Source organism: Burkholderia sp. BE17 (assembly GCF_009362305.1).
Classification (GTDB): Bacteria; Pseudomonadota; Gammaproteobacteria; order Burkholderiales; family Burkholderiaceae; genus Burkholderia; species Burkholderia pyrrocinia_C.
The window spans coordinates 76,456-91,564 of record NZ_WHNU01000033.1; the positions used below are offsets into that span (position 1 = coordinate 76,456).

Annotated in this window: 15 protein-coding genes, 1 other RNA gene and 1 riboswitch; of the genes, 8 read left to right on the top strand and 8 right to left on the bottom strand. The window is 67.4% G+C overall.

Annotated elements, in window-relative coordinates; all coding sequences use genetic code 11:
• Position 1: 1 nt before the first annotated feature.
• Positions 2-1,096, bottom strand: a complete 1,095-nt coding sequence (lptF, locus tag GD429_RS26195; RefSeq protein ID WP_152861196.1) for an LPS export ABC transporter permease LptF — start codon at positions 1,094-1,096, stop codon at positions 2-4.
• A 122-nt stretch (positions 1,097-1,218) separates the two neighbouring features.
• On the opposite strand from lptF, the gene GD429_RS26200 reads away from it, so the two are divergent.
• Genes GD429_RS26200 through GD429_RS26210 form a run of 3 tightly spaced genes read left to right on the top strand, consistent with a single transcriptional unit; the run spans position 1,219 to position 3,947 of the window.
• Positions 1,219-2,730: a leucyl aminopeptidase gene (locus GD429_RS26200; protein WP_034178778.1), complete on the top strand. Its 1,512-nt coding sequence runs from the start codon at positions 1,219-1,221 to the stop codon at positions 2,728-2,730.
• 34 nt (positions 2,731-2,764) lie between these two features.
• Complete coding sequence (locus GD429_RS26205; protein WP_034178777.1) at positions 2,765-3,181, top strand: DNA polymerase III subunit chi; 417 nt, start codon at positions 2,765-2,767, stop codon at positions 3,179-3,181.
• Between the two features lie 25 nt (positions 3,182-3,206).
• Positions 3,207-3,947, top strand: coding sequence for a DUF2486 family protein (locus tag GD429_RS26210; protein WP_321574878.1), 741 nt, complete (start codon positions 3,207-3,209; stop codon positions 3,945-3,947).
• Between the two features lie 133 nt (positions 3,948-4,080).
• Here the strand turns inward: GD429_RS26210 and GD429_RS26215 are convergent, their stop codons facing one another.
• Positions 4,081-4,407 carry a c-type cytochrome gene (locus tag GD429_RS26215; RefSeq protein WP_152861197.1) on the bottom strand — a complete coding sequence of 109 codons (327 nt, stop codon included), beginning with the start codon at positions 4,405-4,407 and terminating at the stop codon, positions 4,081-4,083.
• Positions 4,408-4,534: 127 nt separating this feature from the next.
• A complete protein-coding gene (ilvD, locus tag GD429_RS26220) occupies positions 4,535-6,208 on the bottom strand; it encodes a dihydroxy-acid dehydratase (protein WP_152861199.1) in 1,674 nt (557 codons plus the stop codon).
• A 135-nt stretch (positions 6,209-6,343) separates the two neighbouring features.
• Between ilvD and GD429_RS26225 the strand changes: the two genes are divergently transcribed.
• Both GD429_RS26225 and lgt read left to right on the top strand, forming a co-directional pair.
• A complete protein-coding gene (locus GD429_RS26225) occupies positions 6,344-7,273 on the top strand; it encodes a LysR substrate-binding domain-containing protein (RefSeq protein WP_152861201.1) in 930 nt (309 codons plus the stop codon).
• Positions 7,274-7,362: 89 nt separating this feature from the next.
• Positions 7,363-8,259: a prolipoprotein diacylglyceryl transferase gene (gene lgt, locus GD429_RS26230; protein ID WP_152861203.1), complete on the top strand. Its 897-nt coding sequence runs from the start codon at positions 7,363-7,365 to the stop codon at positions 8,257-8,259.
• A gap of 107 nt (positions 8,260-8,366) precedes the next feature.
• On the opposite strand, the gene GD429_RS26235 is transcribed toward lgt, so the two are convergent.
• The 5 genes from GD429_RS26235 to GD429_RS26255 all read right to left on the bottom strand — a co-directional run bounded on the left by GD429_RS26235 (position 8,367) and on the right by GD429_RS26255 (position 10,812).
• Positions 8,367-9,107 (bottom strand): SIMPL domain-containing protein, encoded by a 741-nt coding sequence (locus GD429_RS26235; RefSeq protein ID WP_152861205.1) that lies wholly within the window; start codon positions 9,105-9,107, stop codon positions 8,367-8,369.
• A gap of 207 nt (positions 9,108-9,314) precedes the next feature.
• Positions 9,315-9,776 carry an EVE domain-containing protein gene (locus tag GD429_RS26240; protein ID WP_152861207.1) on the bottom strand — a complete coding sequence of 154 codons (462 nt, stop codon included), beginning with the start codon at positions 9,774-9,776 and terminating at the stop codon, positions 9,315-9,317.
• 111 nt (positions 9,777-9,887) lie between these two features.
• Positions 9,888-10,069: non-coding RNA, 6S RNA (gene ssrS, locus GD429_RS26245), on the bottom strand.
• An 81-nt stretch (positions 10,070-10,150) separates the two neighbouring features.
• Complete coding sequence (locus tag GD429_RS26250; RefSeq protein WP_006478091.1) at positions 10,151-10,465, bottom strand: cell division protein ZapA; 315 nt, start codon at positions 10,463-10,465, stop codon at positions 10,151-10,153.
• The gene (locus GD429_RS26255) at positions 10,462-10,812 is read right to left on the bottom strand and encodes an ATPase (RefSeq protein WP_027785155.1); all 351 of its coding nucleotides are present in this window, start codon (positions 10,810-10,812) and stop codon (positions 10,462-10,464) included. Before GD429_RS26255 ends, GD429_RS26250 begins: the two co-directional genes overlap by 4 nt.
• A 154-nt stretch (positions 10,813-10,966) precedes the next feature.
• Positions 10,967-11,221, top strand: a riboswitch (cobalamin riboswitch).
• A 63-nt stretch (positions 11,222-11,284) separates the two neighbouring features.
• On the opposite strand from GD429_RS26255, the gene GD429_RS26260 reads away from it, so the two are divergent.
• Genes GD429_RS26260 through GD429_RS26270 form a run of 3 tightly spaced genes read left to right on the top strand, consistent with a single transcriptional unit; the run spans position 11,285 to position 15,057 of the window.
• Positions 11,285-13,201 carry a TonB-dependent receptor domain-containing protein gene (locus GD429_RS26260; RefSeq protein ID WP_152861209.1) on the top strand — a complete coding sequence of 639 codons (1,917 nt, stop codon included), beginning with the start codon at positions 11,285-11,287 and terminating at the stop codon, positions 13,199-13,201.
• A 39-nt stretch (positions 13,202-13,240) separates the two neighbouring features.
• The gene (locus GD429_RS26265; RefSeq protein WP_152861211.1) at positions 13,241-14,239 is read left to right on the top strand and encodes a FecCD family ABC transporter permease; all 999 of its coding nucleotides are present in this window, start codon (positions 13,241-13,243) and stop codon (positions 14,237-14,239) included.
• Positions 14,236-15,057: an ABC transporter ATP-binding protein gene (locus tag GD429_RS26270; RefSeq protein ID WP_152861213.1), complete on the top strand. Its 822-nt coding sequence runs from the start codon at positions 14,236-14,238 to the stop codon at positions 15,055-15,057. The genes GD429_RS26265 and GD429_RS26270 overlap by 4 nt, the downstream gene beginning before the upstream one ends.
• Positions 15,058-15,109: the final 52 nt, after the last annotated feature.

Here is a 15,109-nt window from a genome sequence, read left to right on the forward strand (position 1 = left end):
ATCATGCTCCCGAGCGGCCGAACAGCGCGCGTGTAAACAGCGGACGATTGCGCACGCGCAACCAGAAGATGACGGCGACGAGCGCCGCGACGAGCGCGTGCAGGCCGACCAGGCCGACGCCGAACGACATCTTGCCCTGCTCGATCTGGGCCTGCACGACGTTCAGCAGGTTCGAGTAGGTGAGGTAGATCAGCACGGCCATCACGAGGTTGATCGTGCGGCTGCGGCGCGGGTTCTGGTACGCGAGCGGGATGCCGAGCACCATCAGGTTGAGCGCGATCAGCGGCAGCCCCGCGCGCCACGCGAATTCCGCGAGGTTGTCGCGCGTCGGGTTGCGCAGCAGCTCGGGCGTCGGCGTGCTGTTGGTGGTCTGCACGTTCACGACCGGCTTGCTCGTGATCTTCACGCCGTAGCGCTCGAACTCCATGATCTTGAAGTTCGGCTGGCCGGGCGTGCCGTCGTAGCGGCGGCCGTCTTCCAGGACGACGAAACGGTCGCCGTCCTTCGAGGTTTCCGTATGGCCCGTCTGCGACACGACGACGTTGACCTTGCCGTTCTCGGTCGACGTCACGAACACGTTCTGCACCTTGCTCTGGTCGGGCGTCATCTTCTCGATGAAGAACACGCGATGGTTCGAGGCCGACTCGCGGAACTGGCCCGGCGCGAGCAGCGAGATCTCGTCGCGCTGCTGGAAGCGTGCCTTGATCATCTTGCTCTGCTGGTTCGACCACGGCCAGCCGACGAACGCGAAGAACGCGATCAGCAGGATGATCGGCGTGGCGAACACGCCGATCGGCTTGATGAGGCGCGTGAGGCTCACGCCCGACGCGAGCCACACCACCATTTCGGAGTCCCGGTACCACCGGGTCAGCACGAACAGGATCGACACGAACAGCGTGACGACGAGCATCACGGCGAGATAGCCGATCACGGTCAGGCCGATCAGCACGAGCACGTCCCGCGGGTCGATTTCACCGGACGCGGCGTAACCGACGATGCGGATCATCATCGTCGTGAGCATGATCGTGAGCAGCACCATGAACACGGCGCCAGCCGTATACGCAAGCTCGCGCTGGAGGGAGCGTTCGAAGATCATTCTTGATGAGAAGAGGGCGGGAGGCTGCGCACGCGTGGTGGAGCGCTCGCGCCGCCACGGGAAAAATAGCGGATAATTGCGGCTTTCATCCTTAGCCCAGATTTTATCCGAGGACAAGCGCGATGGACTTTAGCATAAAAGGCTGTGATTGGAGCAAAGGCGAGGCCAAGGGGTTCCTGACCGGGAAGTCCGACTGCATCGTGCTGGGCATCTTCGAGGCGCAGACGCTTTCAGGCGCGGCGCTCGACATCGACACGGCCACCAAGGGACTGATTTCGCGCGTGGTGAAGGCCGGCGACATGGACGGCAAGCGCGGCAAGACGCTGTTCCTGCACGAAGTGTCGGGCATCGGCGCGTCGCGCGTGCTGCTCGTCGGCCTCGGCAAGCAGGATGCTTTCAATCAGAAAGCCTATAACGACGCGGCCACGGCCGCCTGGCGCGCGCTGCTGGCGACCAAGGTCGTCCAGGTCACGTTCACGCTCGCGCAACTGCCGGTCGACGAGCGCAGCTCCGACTGGGGCGTGCGCGCGGCGATTCTCGCGCTGCGCAACGAGACCTACCGCTTCACGCAGATGAAGAGCAAGCCGGAACCGGCGTCGCACACGCTCAAGCGTGTCGTGTTCAGCGTCGATCCGTCGGATGAAAAGGCCGCGAAGGTCGCGGTCAAGCAGGCCGTTGCGCTCGCGAACGGGATGGATCTCACCCGTGACCTCGGCAACCTGCCCGGCAACGTCTGCACGCCGACCTATCTCGGCAACACCGCGAAGAAGCTCGCGAAGGATTGGGGCCTGAAGGCCGAAGTGCTCGGGCTCAAGCAGATCCAGGCGCTGAAGATGGGCTCGTTCCTGTCGGTCGCGCGCGCGTCGGTCGAGCCGCCGCAGTTCATCGTGCTGCACTACCAGGGCGCCGCCGCGAAGGCCGCGCCGGTCGTGCTGGTCGGCAAGGGCATCACGTTCGACACGGGCGGCATCTCGCTGAAGCCGGGCGAGGGCATGGACGAGATGAAGTACGACATGTGTGGCGCCGGTTCCGTGCTCGGCACGATGCGCGCGGTCGCCGAGATGGGCCTGAAGATCAACGTCGTCGCGATCGTGCCGACCTGCGAGAACATGCCGGGCGGCAACGCGACGAAGCCGGGCGACATCGTCACGAGCATGAAGGGCCTGACGATCGAGGTGCTGAACACCGACGCCGAAGGCCGCCTGATCCTGTGCGACGCGCTCACGTATGCGGAGCGCTTCAAGCCGGCCGCGGTGATCGACGTCGCGACGCTGACGGGCGCGTGCATCATCGCGCTCGGCCATCACAACAGCGGCCTGTTCTCGAAGGACGACGCGCTCGCGGGCGAACTGCTCGACGCGTCGCGTGAGGCGGGCGACCCGGCATGGCGCCTGCCGCTCGACGACGAGTACCAGGATCAGTTGAAGTCGAACTTCGCGGATCTCGCGAACATCGGCGGACGTCCGGCCGGCAGCGTGACGGCCGCGTGCTTCCTGTCGCGCTTCACCGAGAACTATCCGTGGGCTCACCTCGACATCGCGGGCACCGCGTGGAAGAGTGGCGCCGCGAAGGGTGCGACGGGCCGTCCGGTGCCGTTGCTCGCGCAGTTCCTGATCGACCGCGCCGGCCAGTGATGGCGGTGCTGACGACGATGCGGGTGCGCGGCCAATGACGCGGATCGATTTCCACTCGAACGTCGGCGATTCGCTCGCGTACGCGTGCCGGCTGCTGCGCAAGGCCTACCAGGCCGGGCAGCCGGTCGTCGTGCTCGCCGAGCCCGCGCGTCTGCGCGCGCTCGACGAGCGGCTCTGGACGTTCTCGCCGCTCGATTTCATTCCGCATTGCGGCGTCGATAGCGAGCATGCGGCCGGCACGCCGATCGTGCTGGCCGCCGATCTCGACAAGGCGCCGCATCATCACGTGCTGCTGAACCTCGGCGCGACCGTGCCCGCGCAGTTCGCCCGCTTCGAGCGTCTGCTCGAAGTGGTCGGCAATGCGCCGGACGAGCTGGCCGCGGGCCGCGACCGCTATCGCTTCTACCGCGATCGCGGATACGCGCTGAACAACTACAAGCAGGGCAGCTAGCCGCAACCGTCGACGGAGTGTTCCCGTGACACAAGCCGATTCATCCTCGATCCCGACGCTGACCGACGTGCTGGTGCCGGGCAAGCCGGCGCCGGCGCGTTCGCCCGCGCCCGACGCGCCGCAGCCGCACGCCGGCGCGGCGATTCCGGTGCTGACCGACGTGATCGCGCCGGGCGATTCCACGAAAGCCGGGGGCGACCCCGAATTCGTCGTGATCGAACCCGTGCCGACGCCGCACGTGCCGGCGGTCGAGCTGCCGGGCGACGTGGCGACGGCTGCTGCGGCGGCGATAGGCGAGACCGACGCGCCGGCCGAGCCGGGCGCCGCGGAGCATGTGGTCGCCGAGCACGCAGCGGCCATGAATGCGCCGCTCCAGTCGTCACTGGCCGACGACGATGCGTCGCAGCAAGCGTTCGCTGCAGTGGCGCGTGATGCGGTGGGGCAAGCGTCTGAAGCGGTCATGCCGGAGGCGGTCGTGCCGGCCGCGGTGCCGCAGCCTGATGTGCAGGCAGCCGTCGGGTTGACGCCGGAAGATGCGCAGCATATCGCCGAGCGCCTGCGCAATCGGCTGACGAGCTATCTGACCGGAGCAGGGCGCGAGGCCATCGAGGCCCGCTGTCGCGACGCGCTGCATGAGCATTCGGCCTGGCTGGTCGGCCAGATCACGCGCGAGGTGGCGCTGACGCTGGAAACCGAGGTCATGGACTGGGTCCGCGACGCGGTCGACGAAGAGATCGCGCGCCGCCGCGCCGGTCATTCGGGCTGAACGCCCGGCCGTTCCGGCTATGGAAAAGAGGGGGCGGTTCCAGTAAGCGCCGGCGAAGCTGCCGGCGAGGGGCAAGTCCGCCTGTCGGCGGGCGGCGCCCGGCATAACGGTCATGCCCTTCGGGGCAGCCGGTTCAACGCAGCGACAGCACCCATTGCGCGAGTGTGCGGGCTTCGCCGCTCGTCAGTTGCGTATTGGCGGGCATCGGCACGCCGCTCCATACGCCGACGCTGCCTTTCACGATCGATTGGGCAAGGTAATCGACGGCGTCGCCGCGCGCCGCATACTTGCCGGCGATGTCGTGGAACGACGGGCCCATCAGCGGCTTGCTGACCGCGTGGCAGGCCATGCAGTTCTTGCGCTGCGCGAGCGCGAACCCGTCGGCCTGTTCGGCGCGCGCGACCGCTGCGCTGCCGGTCAGCAGCGTCACGAGCAGCGCGCGCAATATCGTCTGTTTCATGCGGTTCTCCACCGGCGGGGACGGCCGGCTTCATGGTCCGCGCATTATAAAAGCAAAGGGAACGCACGTTTTGCGCGTTCGCCCGGCGGCCGTTTCCATTGGGGTCGCATGCTGCGGCGATATCGCGTCAACCCGTGACGGCGCCCTGGTTCGCCGGCCGGGCGAGGGCCGCGAATTTCGCGAGCACGCCGCGCGTGTAGCGCGGCGCCGGCTGTTTCCACGCGGCGCGACGGCGCGCGAGTTCGGTTTCGTCGACGTTCAGCTCCAGCAGCAGCCGGTGCGCGTCGATCGTGATCGAGTCGCCTTCCTGCACGAGCGCGATCGTGCCGCCGACGAACGCCTCGGGCGCGACGTGGCCGACCACCATGCCCCAGGTGCCGCCCGAGAAGCGGCCGTCCGTGATGAAGCCGACCGATTCGCCGAGCCCCTTGCCGATGATCGCGGACGTCGGCGCGAGCATTTCCGGCATGCCGGGGCCGCCCTGCGGGCCAAGGTAGCGCAGCACGAGTATGTCGCCGGCGCGGATCCGGTCGCCGAGGATCGCATCCATCGCGCTTTGCTCGTCGTCGAACACGCGTGCCGGGCCCGTGATCACCGGGTTCTTCAGGCCGGTGATCTTCGCGACCGCGCCGTCTTCCGCGAGATTGCCCTTCAGGATCGCCAGGTGGCCTTCCTTGTACAGCGCGCGGTCGATCGGGAAGATCACGTCCTGGTCGGCGCGCGGCACGCTCGGCACGTCCTTCAGTTCGTCGGCGATCGTGCGGCCGGTGATCGTCATGCAGTCCCCGCGCAGCAGCCCCGCATCGAGCAGGATCTTCAGCACCTGCGGAATCCCGCCGGCCTGGTGCAAGTCGGTCGCGACGTACCGGCCCGACGGCTTCAGGTCGCAGATCACGGGCACGCGCTTGCGGATGCGCTCGAAGTCGTCGATCGTCCAGTCGATCTCGGCCGCGTGCGCGATCGCGAGATAGTGCAGCACCGCGTTGGTCGAGCCGCCCGTCGCCATGATCACCGACACCGCGTTCTCGATCGACGCCTTCGTGATGATGTCGCGCGGCTTCAGGTCGCGCTTCACGGCTTCGACGAGCACGCGCGCCGATTCGGCGGCCGAATCGACCTTCTCCTGGTCGGGGTTCGCCATCGTCGACGAGTACAGCAGCGACATCCCGAGCGCCTCGAACGACGAACTCATCGTGTTCGCGGTGTACATGCCGCCGCACGAACCCGACGTCGGGCACGCGTTCTGCTCGACGCCTTCGAAATCCTCCTGCGACATCCGGCCCGCGGTGAATTCGCCGACGGCCTCGAACGACGACACGATCGTCAGGTCGCGGCCCTTCCAGTGGCCGGGGCGGATCGTGCCGCCGTACACGTAGATGCCCGGCACGTTCAGGCGCGCGAGTGCGATCATGCCGCCCGGCATGTTCTTGTCGCAGCCGCCGACCACCACCACGCCGTCCATCCACTGCCCCTGCACGCAGGTCTCGATGCAGTCGGCGATCACCTCGCGCGACACGAGCGAGTACTTCATGCCCTCGGTGCCCATCGACATGCCGTCCGAAATCGTCGGTGTGCCGAAGATCTGCGGGTTCGCGCCGGACGCCTTCACGGCCTCGACGGCCGCATCGGACAGGCGCTGCAGGCCGGAGTTGCACGGCGTGATCGTCGAATGGCCGTTCGCGATGCCGACCATCGGCTTGTCGAAATCGTCCTTCTGGTAGCCGAGTGCGTAATACATCGAACGATTCGGCGAACGGGCCACGCCTTGCGTGATGTGCTTCGAGCGACGGTTGTACGACATGGGGGACTCCATCGTTGTCTGGGCGACGCCCGTGAGCGGCGTGCCGGTTCGGATGAAACAAGCATGGAGTTTCCGGATTGGGATGTCCAATATATTATTTGTCGCTTATTAAGTCGTTTTTCGAATGAGTAACACATGGCCGATCCGACACCCGACCTGCGCCAGTGGCGCTATTTCGTGGCCGTTGCCGACGAGCGCCATTTCGGCCGCGCGGCCGAACGCCTGTCGATGACGCAGCCGCCGCTGTCGCAGGCGATCCGGGCGCTTGAGGATGCGCTCGGCGTCGCGCTGTTCGTGCGCACCAAGCGGTCGGTGGCGCTGACCGCGGTCGGCGCGGCGCTGTTGCCCGACGTGCGCCGGCTGCTTGCGTCGGCCGATGCGCTGCCGCCGCTCGCGCGGCGGCTCGCGCGCGGCGAGGCCGGCTCGCTGTCGCTCGCGTTCGTGTCGACCGCCGATTACGGGCTGCTGCCGTCGCTGCTGCGCGCGTTCGGCGCGCGCTATCCGCAGGTGCGCCTGCAGCTCGCGGAGGCGACGAGCGACGTGCAGATCGACGAACTCGTCGCCGGTCGCATCGACGCAGGGCTCGTCATTCCGCCGGTGCCGCCGCGTCACGCGGCCGGGCTGTCGTACCTGCCCGTCGTGCGCGAGCCGCTGGTGGTCGCGATGCCGACCTCCGGATCGCCGGCCGCAGCGTCCGACGCGCCCGAGGACGAACCCGTGCATCTCGCCGAGGTCGCCGCATTGCCGCTCGTGATCTTTCCGCGTCGTTTGGCGCCCGGCTTTTATGACATCATTACGGGCTGCTACGGCGCGGCGGGGGAAACTCCACGCATCGGCCAGGAGGCGATCCAGATGCAGACGATCGTCAGCCTCGTGTCGGCCGGCATGGGCGTCGCACTGGTGCCGCAATCGATGCGTAACCTGCGGCGCACCGGCGTGGTCTACCGGCCGCTCGCGGGTCATGCGCCGGTCGTCGAGACAGGCCTCGTGTGGCGCACGGGCGACGTGAGTCCCGTGCTGGCCGGCTTCATCGACGTCGTGCGCGCGCAGGGCTTCGCCGCGTGACGTGAACGATGGAGCGCCGGTGCCGTCCAATGCGCGGTGCTGCGCGTTCGCGATGGCCGTACCGCATTCGAAAACTTCTTCGCTAACCCATGATCATTCACCCGAATTTCGACCCCGTTGCGATCCATCTCGGGCCGCTGGCCGTGCGCTGGTACGGCCTCATGTATCTCGTCGGCTTCATCGCGGCGATCGTCGTCGGCCGGATCCGCCTGAAGCTGCCGCACGTCGCGGCGCAGGGCTGGACCGCGAAGGACATCGACGACATGATGTTCTACGGCGTGCTCGGCACCGTGCTCGGCGGCCGGCTTGGCTACGTGCTGTTCTACAAGGCCGATTTCTACTTCTCGCATCCGCTCGACGTGTTCAAGGTGTGGGAAGGCGGCATGTCGTTTCACGGCGGCTTCCTCGGCGTGACGCTCGCGATGATGCTGTTCGCGTGGCAGCGCAAGCGCCACTGGCTGCAGGTCACCGATTTCGTCGCGCCGATGGTGCCGACGGGGCTCGCGGCCGGGCGGCTCGGCAACTTCATCAACGGCGAGCTGTGGGGCCGCGTGACCGACCCGACGGCGCCGTGGGCGATGCTGTTCCCGGGCGCGATGCGCGACGATGCGGCATGGCTGCCGAAACATCCGGAGCTCGTCGAGAAGTGGCATCTCGCCGACGTGTTCATGCAGTATCAGATGCTGCCGCGCCATCCTTCGCAGCTCTATGAAATCGTGCTCGAAGGCATCGTGCTGTTCTTCGCGCTGTTCTTCTTCTCGCGCAAGTCGCGGCCGATGGGCGCTGCGTCCGCGCTGTTCCTGATCGGCTACGGCCTCGCGCGCTTCACGGTCGAGTTCGCACGCGAGCCCGACGATTTCCTCGGCCTGCTGGCGCTCGGCCTGTCGATGGGGCAGTGGCTGTCGCTGCCGATGATCCTCGCGGGCATCGCGCTGATGGTCTGGGCGTATCGCCGTCGCGCGACGAATGCGAATGCGGCTGCGTGATGCGATACCGATGCGCGCGCGATCGGCGCGTGCATCGGCAACACGCATGAAAAAAACGCCGGCCCTCGGGCCGGCGTTTTTCGTTTCCGACAGCTGCGCGTTGCGCGTTACTTCATTTGCACCGAGCCGTTGACGGTGACCGATACGGTGGCCTTGCCGCCTTCGACCGCGATCGGCGCGCTCATCTTCGCGCTGTCCATCGGCGCCGCGGCCATCGCCATCATGCGCGGGTACGGCTGCACGTTGCGGCCGCTGCCGACGTTGACATCGCGGATCGTGTAGCTGCCGTAGCCGAACGCCTTCGCGGCTTCGTCCGCGCGGGCGCGGAACGACTTGATCGCTTCGGTCGTGAGCTTCTGCTCGGCCGTGCGCTGCGCTTCAGGCGACAGCGAGAACTCGACGTTCGCGACCTGCATCAGGTTCGACAGCTGGCCTGCAAGCTTCGACGCCGCGGCGAAATCGCGCGATTCGAGCGCGACCTCGGTACGGCCGCGCCATGCGGAGATCTTCCCGTCGCGATCGGTGCTCGGATACACGGAGAATGCGCCCGTGTGCGCGGTGACGCCCGATACGCCCTTCGCTTGCGACAGCGCGGCATCGGCACGCTGGTTCAGCGCGGACGTGAGGCTGCCCGGATCCTTTGCCTGCTGCTCGTAGAACAGCGTGATGTGGATGATGTCCTGCGGCACGTCGGCGCTGGCCTGCGACGAAAGCGACAGCACGCCCGCCGGTTCCGGAAAGTGCGGGTTCGCGGTCTGCGCGTGCGCGGCGGGCGACGCGAGCGTCAGCGCGACGGGAACGGCAGCGGCGAGTGCGAGCGACAGCGCGAGTGCGGATTTCTTGGTCATTGTTGGACTCCTTGTGCGAGGGCGCGCACGCGGATCACGCGTGCGCGATGCGGGCGTGCCGCGCGACAAAAAATAACAGCCGGCCCGATTGGCCGACAGCGGTTGCTTAGGCTGCGCGAAAGACCCGCGAGTTCCGCGGCGGCAGCGCGTGCTGACCAGATTTGACGTTTGGCGCGCGCGCCTACTGCGTGTGCCTACTGCGTGCGCCTACTTCATCAGCTTTTCGGTGATGAACCGCCATTCGGCGCGCGTGACGGGCGTGATCGACAGCCGGTTGCCGCGTGCGAGCACGCGCATGTCGGCGAGCTCGTCGTGTTCGCGCAGTGCGGCGAGCGGCACGAGCGGCGACTTTTTCACGTAGCGCACGTCGACGAGCAACCAGCGCGGCGCTTCCTGCGTCGACTTCGGATCGTAATAGGTGCTTTTCGGATCGAACTGAGTGGGATCGGGGTAGGGCGTCGACGACACTTCGGCGAGGCCTGCTATGCCCGGCTCGGGGCAACTCGAGTGATAGAACAGCACGCCGTCGCCGATCTTCATCGTGTCGCGCATGAAATTGCGCGCCTGATAGTTGCGCACGCCGGTCCACGGCAGCGAGCGCTGCGGTGCGTTGGCGAGATCGTCGATGCTTGCTTCGTCCGGTTCGGACTTCATCAGCCAGTATTGCATGGATCGTGATCGACGCAGCAGGAGGCATGATGGCCTGCTTGCATGCGCGTTCCGCGTGCAAACAGACCCTGAAAAAGAAAACGGCACCGGGACTCGCCCGATGCCGTTGGATAGGCCCCCGCCTTGGCCGCTAGGCCGGCATCCTGAACCTGAGGTTCAGAATTGGTCGCAGTTAGCAGCACTTCGGGTACATCAGACAGAGTGACGCGCGCGCCCGTGCTACAAATTTCCGCAACCGTGCACATGGCATTGGTTCAAGGAATATATGACCTTGGCGAACCAGGCAGGGAAGCTGACTGAACTGTGTTTCGATGCGCCAATTTGACCACCGTTGATCGCCGAGATCAAGGAGAATCGACGCATCGATTGAAACGTTACTGCGTCTCGTGCTGTGCGAGCACCGCACCGAGCTGTTCGTTCATCTGGTGCATTGTACGACGGATTTCCTCCGCCGGAAATGCTTCACCGTGTCGCACGCTCGTTTGCAGCCGCAGCAATTCCGATGCGAGCGACAGTGCCGCCATCACCGCGATGCGATCGGTGCCGCGTACCGAGCTGTTCGAGCGGATTTTCGACATTTCGGCGTCGACGCGCGCGACTGCCTCGAGCAGCGCCGCTTCGGTCTCGGCCGAACAGGCGAGCCGATAGGGCTGACCGAGAATCGAGACTTCGATCTGCTTGGTGCTCATGCATGTTCTCCGTGGCTGGCCGCGTCATCGCCATCCGCACGCGCCTGCGCATCCAGCAGGTCGAGCTGGTTGTCGGCTTGCTCCGCGCTTTTCGAGCGCGGCAGCTTTTCGAGAATCGCGTTCAGTTTCACCTGCGCGTCGTCGATTTTCGCCGACAGCGTGTCGCGCTCGGCTGCGAGCGCATTGCGTTCGTCGCGCAGTTGCGCGAGTTCCGCGCGGACCGTGTCCGCTTCCGCGCGCAATTGCGCGACCTGCTCCTCGAGCGCGAGCCGTTCCGAGTGATAGCGCTTGTTCAGCGAAATCAGACGGCCAATATTTTGAGATAAAGTTTCGAGTTCGTTGAGCATTTGCTGCGTCCTCTAAAGACCCAGCATTTTAGCGCGGAATAACGCGCAATCCGACATCTGTATCGTTTCCAGTCGTAACACCCCCGCTTCTTGCCGCGAATAAGCGCGTCCCGCGCGTGTCCGAACGCTTCCTTGACGCTCGCGCGAGCGGCTCCTAAACTGGCGCCGCCTCGGTGCTCGCGCGTGGAACGCGCGGTTAAACGGGAAGCAGGGCGCGGGCTCCGCCAGGAGGCCGCCAACCTGCGCTGCCCCCGCAACGGTAAGCGGCCGCGTCCAGTGACGCAGGCCGGCTCGGGCGCGTTCCGCGTGCAGGTTTCGCACGCGGGCGCGGGCCACTGCGCGCCATCGCGCGGGAAGGCGAGCCGGTATGCCGCCAGCCCGGATACCGGCCGAGACGGGGAGCCCGCATGGGCTTCGTGACGCGCGGCCTGCGGGGAAGCGGGGCGCGCAGTGCTTCACGGGATTTATCTTCATGCTGACCCCAATCGTCCGCACGGCGCTCGGCGCGCTCTGCGGACTGCCGCTTGCCGCCGCCGCGCAGACCGCGGCGAATGCCGATTCCGCGGCGTCCGCCGTACCGGCGGCAACATCGGCCGTACCCGCGGCCCAGCCTGCCGCCGCGACCATGCTCGAACCGGTCGTCGTCACCGCGCAGCGCGCGCCGCAGTCGCTCGCCGACACGATTCCGCAAACCACCGTATTCGACGCGCAGGATATTGCCACGCACCCGGGCGCCGACCTGCCGACGCTGCTCGCGTTAGCACCCGGCGCGCAGATCGTGCGCAACGGCGGCCCCGGCGCGAGCGCGACGATGTTTCTGCGCGGCGCGGAGTCGACGCAGTCGCTCGTGCTGATCGACGGCGTGCGGGTCGATTCCGCGAGTCTCGGCGCCGCGCAATTGAGCCAGTTGCCGCTTGACCAGATCGAGCGCGTCGAGATCGCGAACGGCAACGTGTCGTCGCTGTACGGCTCGGGCGCGATCGGCGGCGTCGTGCAGGTGTTCACGAAGGATGGCGGCAATCATCCGCCGCGCTTCAACTTCGCGGTCGGCGTCGGCAGCTACGGCACGCAGACGCAGCAGGCCGGCGTAGCGGGCCGGCTCGACAGCGACGGGAAAACGACGTTCAGCGTGTCGATCGCGCGCGACAAGGACAACGGTTTTTCCGCGCTCGACCCGGCGAAGAAGCCGAACGCGAACCCGAACGCGAACGGCTACCTGAACGAGAGCATCACCGCGGCGCTGCGCCATCGCTTCAACGACCGCTGGGATGCGGGCATCAGCTATTTCCAGTCGAACGGCAACAACAGCTACGACAACGCGTGGGGCGTGCCGACCGATCTGAACAACCTCTATTCGCGCGTGCAGCAGGTGCGTGCGTTCGCGAACGGCAAGCTGACCGACTGGTGGACTGCTCGCCTGAGCGTGTCGACCGGCAACGATCGTAGCCAGTCGGCGCTGAACGGCGTCTATACCGATCACTTCAATACCGACAACCGCCAGTACACGTGGCAGAACGATTTCCGGATCGCGCCCGGGCACCTGATCCAGGCCGGCTACGAGCGGCTCGACCAGCAGTTCATGTCGAATGCGTATGCCGCGCCGCAGCGTCATGTGAATTCCGGCTGGATCGGTTATTCGGGGCGCGTCGGCCGCCAGCAGTTCCAGGCGAACCTGCGCCGCGACCAGTACTCGGACTTCGGCGGCGCCAATTCCTACTATCTCGGCTACGGCCTCGAACTGACCGATCGCTGGAAGGTGACCGCGAGTTATTCGGACGCGTTCCGCGCGCCGAGCTTCAACGACCTCTATTACCCGATGGCCGGCAACCCGTCGATCCAGCCGGAGCGTAGCCATTCGATCGAAGCCGCGCTGCAGTATGCGTCCGATGCAGTGGGCGTGATGCGGCTCACCGCGTTCCAGACGCGCTACGCGAACCTGATCAACTATCGGCCCGACGGGAGCGGTTTCTACTATATTGCGCAGAACGTCGGCCGCGCGAAGGTGCAGGGGCTCGAAGGGTCGTGGCAGGGGCATGTCGGCGCGACCGACGTACGGGTTGCCGCCACGTTGCAGAACCCGGTCGACGAAACGCAGAATCAGGATCTCGACCGCCGCGCGCGGCGTTTCGCGTCGATGGCCGTGAACCGCGCGTTCGGCGCGTGGCGCGCCGGCGGCGAATGGCTCGTGAGCGGCGCGCGCAACGATTCGGGCGGCGGGCGGCTCGGCGGCTACGGGATCGTCAACCTTTCCGCGCGCTACAACATCACGAAGTCGTGGTACGTCAGTGCGCGCATCGACAACCTGCTCGACAAGGACTACGAGCTTGCATATGCCTACAACACGCCGAAGCGCGGCGCCTATGTCACGCTCGGCTGGCAGCAGCAGTAAGCGGATGCGCTGCGCGTCGTGCGCGGGGCCGTGCGCGGCATGAGCGCCGCGCGCGCCGCCGCGATCTGGGCCGCGCTGGCCGCCGTGGTCGCGTTGCTGTTCGTCGCATCGCTGTCGATCGGCAGCGTGCCGATGTCGCCGTGGCAGGCGCTCGCGTCGCTCGTGCCGCACGGCGGCGACGCGCTGTTCGCCGACATCGTCCGCACGCTGCGCCTGCCGCGCGCGCTTGCGGGTTTCGCGTGCGGTGCGCTGCTCGCGCTTGCCGGTGCGCTGCTGCAGGTGCTGCTGCGCAACCCGCTCGCGGAACCGTACGTGCTCGGCGTGTCCGGCGGCGCGGCCGGATTCGCGCTCGTCGCGATGATCGCGGGCGGTGCGTGGTGGCTCGTCGATGCGTCGGCGTTCGCCGGCGCGCTCGTGTCGGTTGCGCTCGTGCTCGGTCTCGCGCGCCGCGAGCTGTGGCGCGGCGATGCGCGCGACGCGTCGCCGCGGCTCTTGCTCACCGGTGTCGTGATCGCGGCAGGGTGGGGCGCGCTCGTCACGCTGCTGCTGTCGCTCGCGCCCGATGCGCGGTTGCGCGGGATCATCTTCTGGCTGACGGGCGACCTGAACGGCGTGACGGCGCCGTGGTTCGCGTGGGGCGCACTGCTATTGGCCGCGTGCGTCGCGCTGCCGGCCGCGCCGCAATTGAACGTGCTGCTGCGCGGCGACGCGACCGCGCTCGCGCTCGGCGTGCCCGTCGCGCGCCTGCGCGTGCGAATCTATCTCGTCGCGTCGCTGGCCGCGGCAGCTGCGGTAACGACGGCCGGCACGATCGGTTTCGTCGGCCTCGTCGTGCCGCATGCGCTGCGGCTCGCGTTCGGCAACGACCAGCGCATGCTGCTGCCGGCCGCGATGCTCGCGGGCGGCGGCGGCGTGATGGCGGCGGACCTGCTCGCGCGCACCGCGATCGCGCCCGCGCAACTGCCGGTCGGCGTGATGACCGCGTTGATCGGCGTGCCGGTGTTCCTGTGGATGTTGCTGAGGAGGCCGATGCGATGACAGGCACTGCGCAGCACGCTGCCGCCTCCGGCAACGACATGGCCTGCACGACCGTCGACCTGACGCTGAAGGCCGGCGCGCGCACGCTGCTCGACGGCTTCACGCAGGCCTTCCGCCCCGGCGAAATCTGGTGCGTCGCGGGGCCGAACGGCGCGGGCAAGACGACGCTGCTCGCGACGCTCGCGGGGCTGCACGCGCCGGCCGGCGGCCGGGTCGAGATCGACGGCCGGCCGCTCGCCGCGTGGCCGCCCGCGCAGCTCGCGCAGCGCCGCGCACTGATGCCGCAGCAACTGCACGATGCATTCAGCGCGACCGTGTTCGACACGGTGCTGCTCAACCGTTTTCCGTATCTCGGCGGCTGGGGCTGGGAGCGCGATGGCGACCGCGCGGCCGCGCGCGACGCGCTCGCGACGTTCGACCTGACCGCGCTCGCGTCGCGCGACGTGCTGTCGCTGTCGGGCGGTGAGCGGCAGCGGGTCGCGCTGGCCGCGACGCTGTGCCAGGATGCGCCGCTGATGCTGCTTGACGAGCCGCTCGCGCATCTCGACCTGCATCACCAGATCGACTGCCTGAGCGCGCTGGCCGCATGGCTCGACGCAGGCCCGCGCACGGTGCTGTTCTCGTGCCACGACCTTAATCTCGCGCGGCGTTTCGCGACGCATGCGCTGTTGCTCGACGGCCGCGGCCATGCGTGGGCCGGCCCCGTGCACGACGTGCTGACGCCCGAGCGTGCGAGCGATGCGTTCGGCTATCCGCTCGTGCTGATCCGCGAGAACGGCCGCGACGCACTGCTGCCTGCGTGGCCCGAGCGACAATGACCTTTTCCTTTCCGATGCGCGGCGCAGGCCGCGCCAACGACACGGCTTCCCG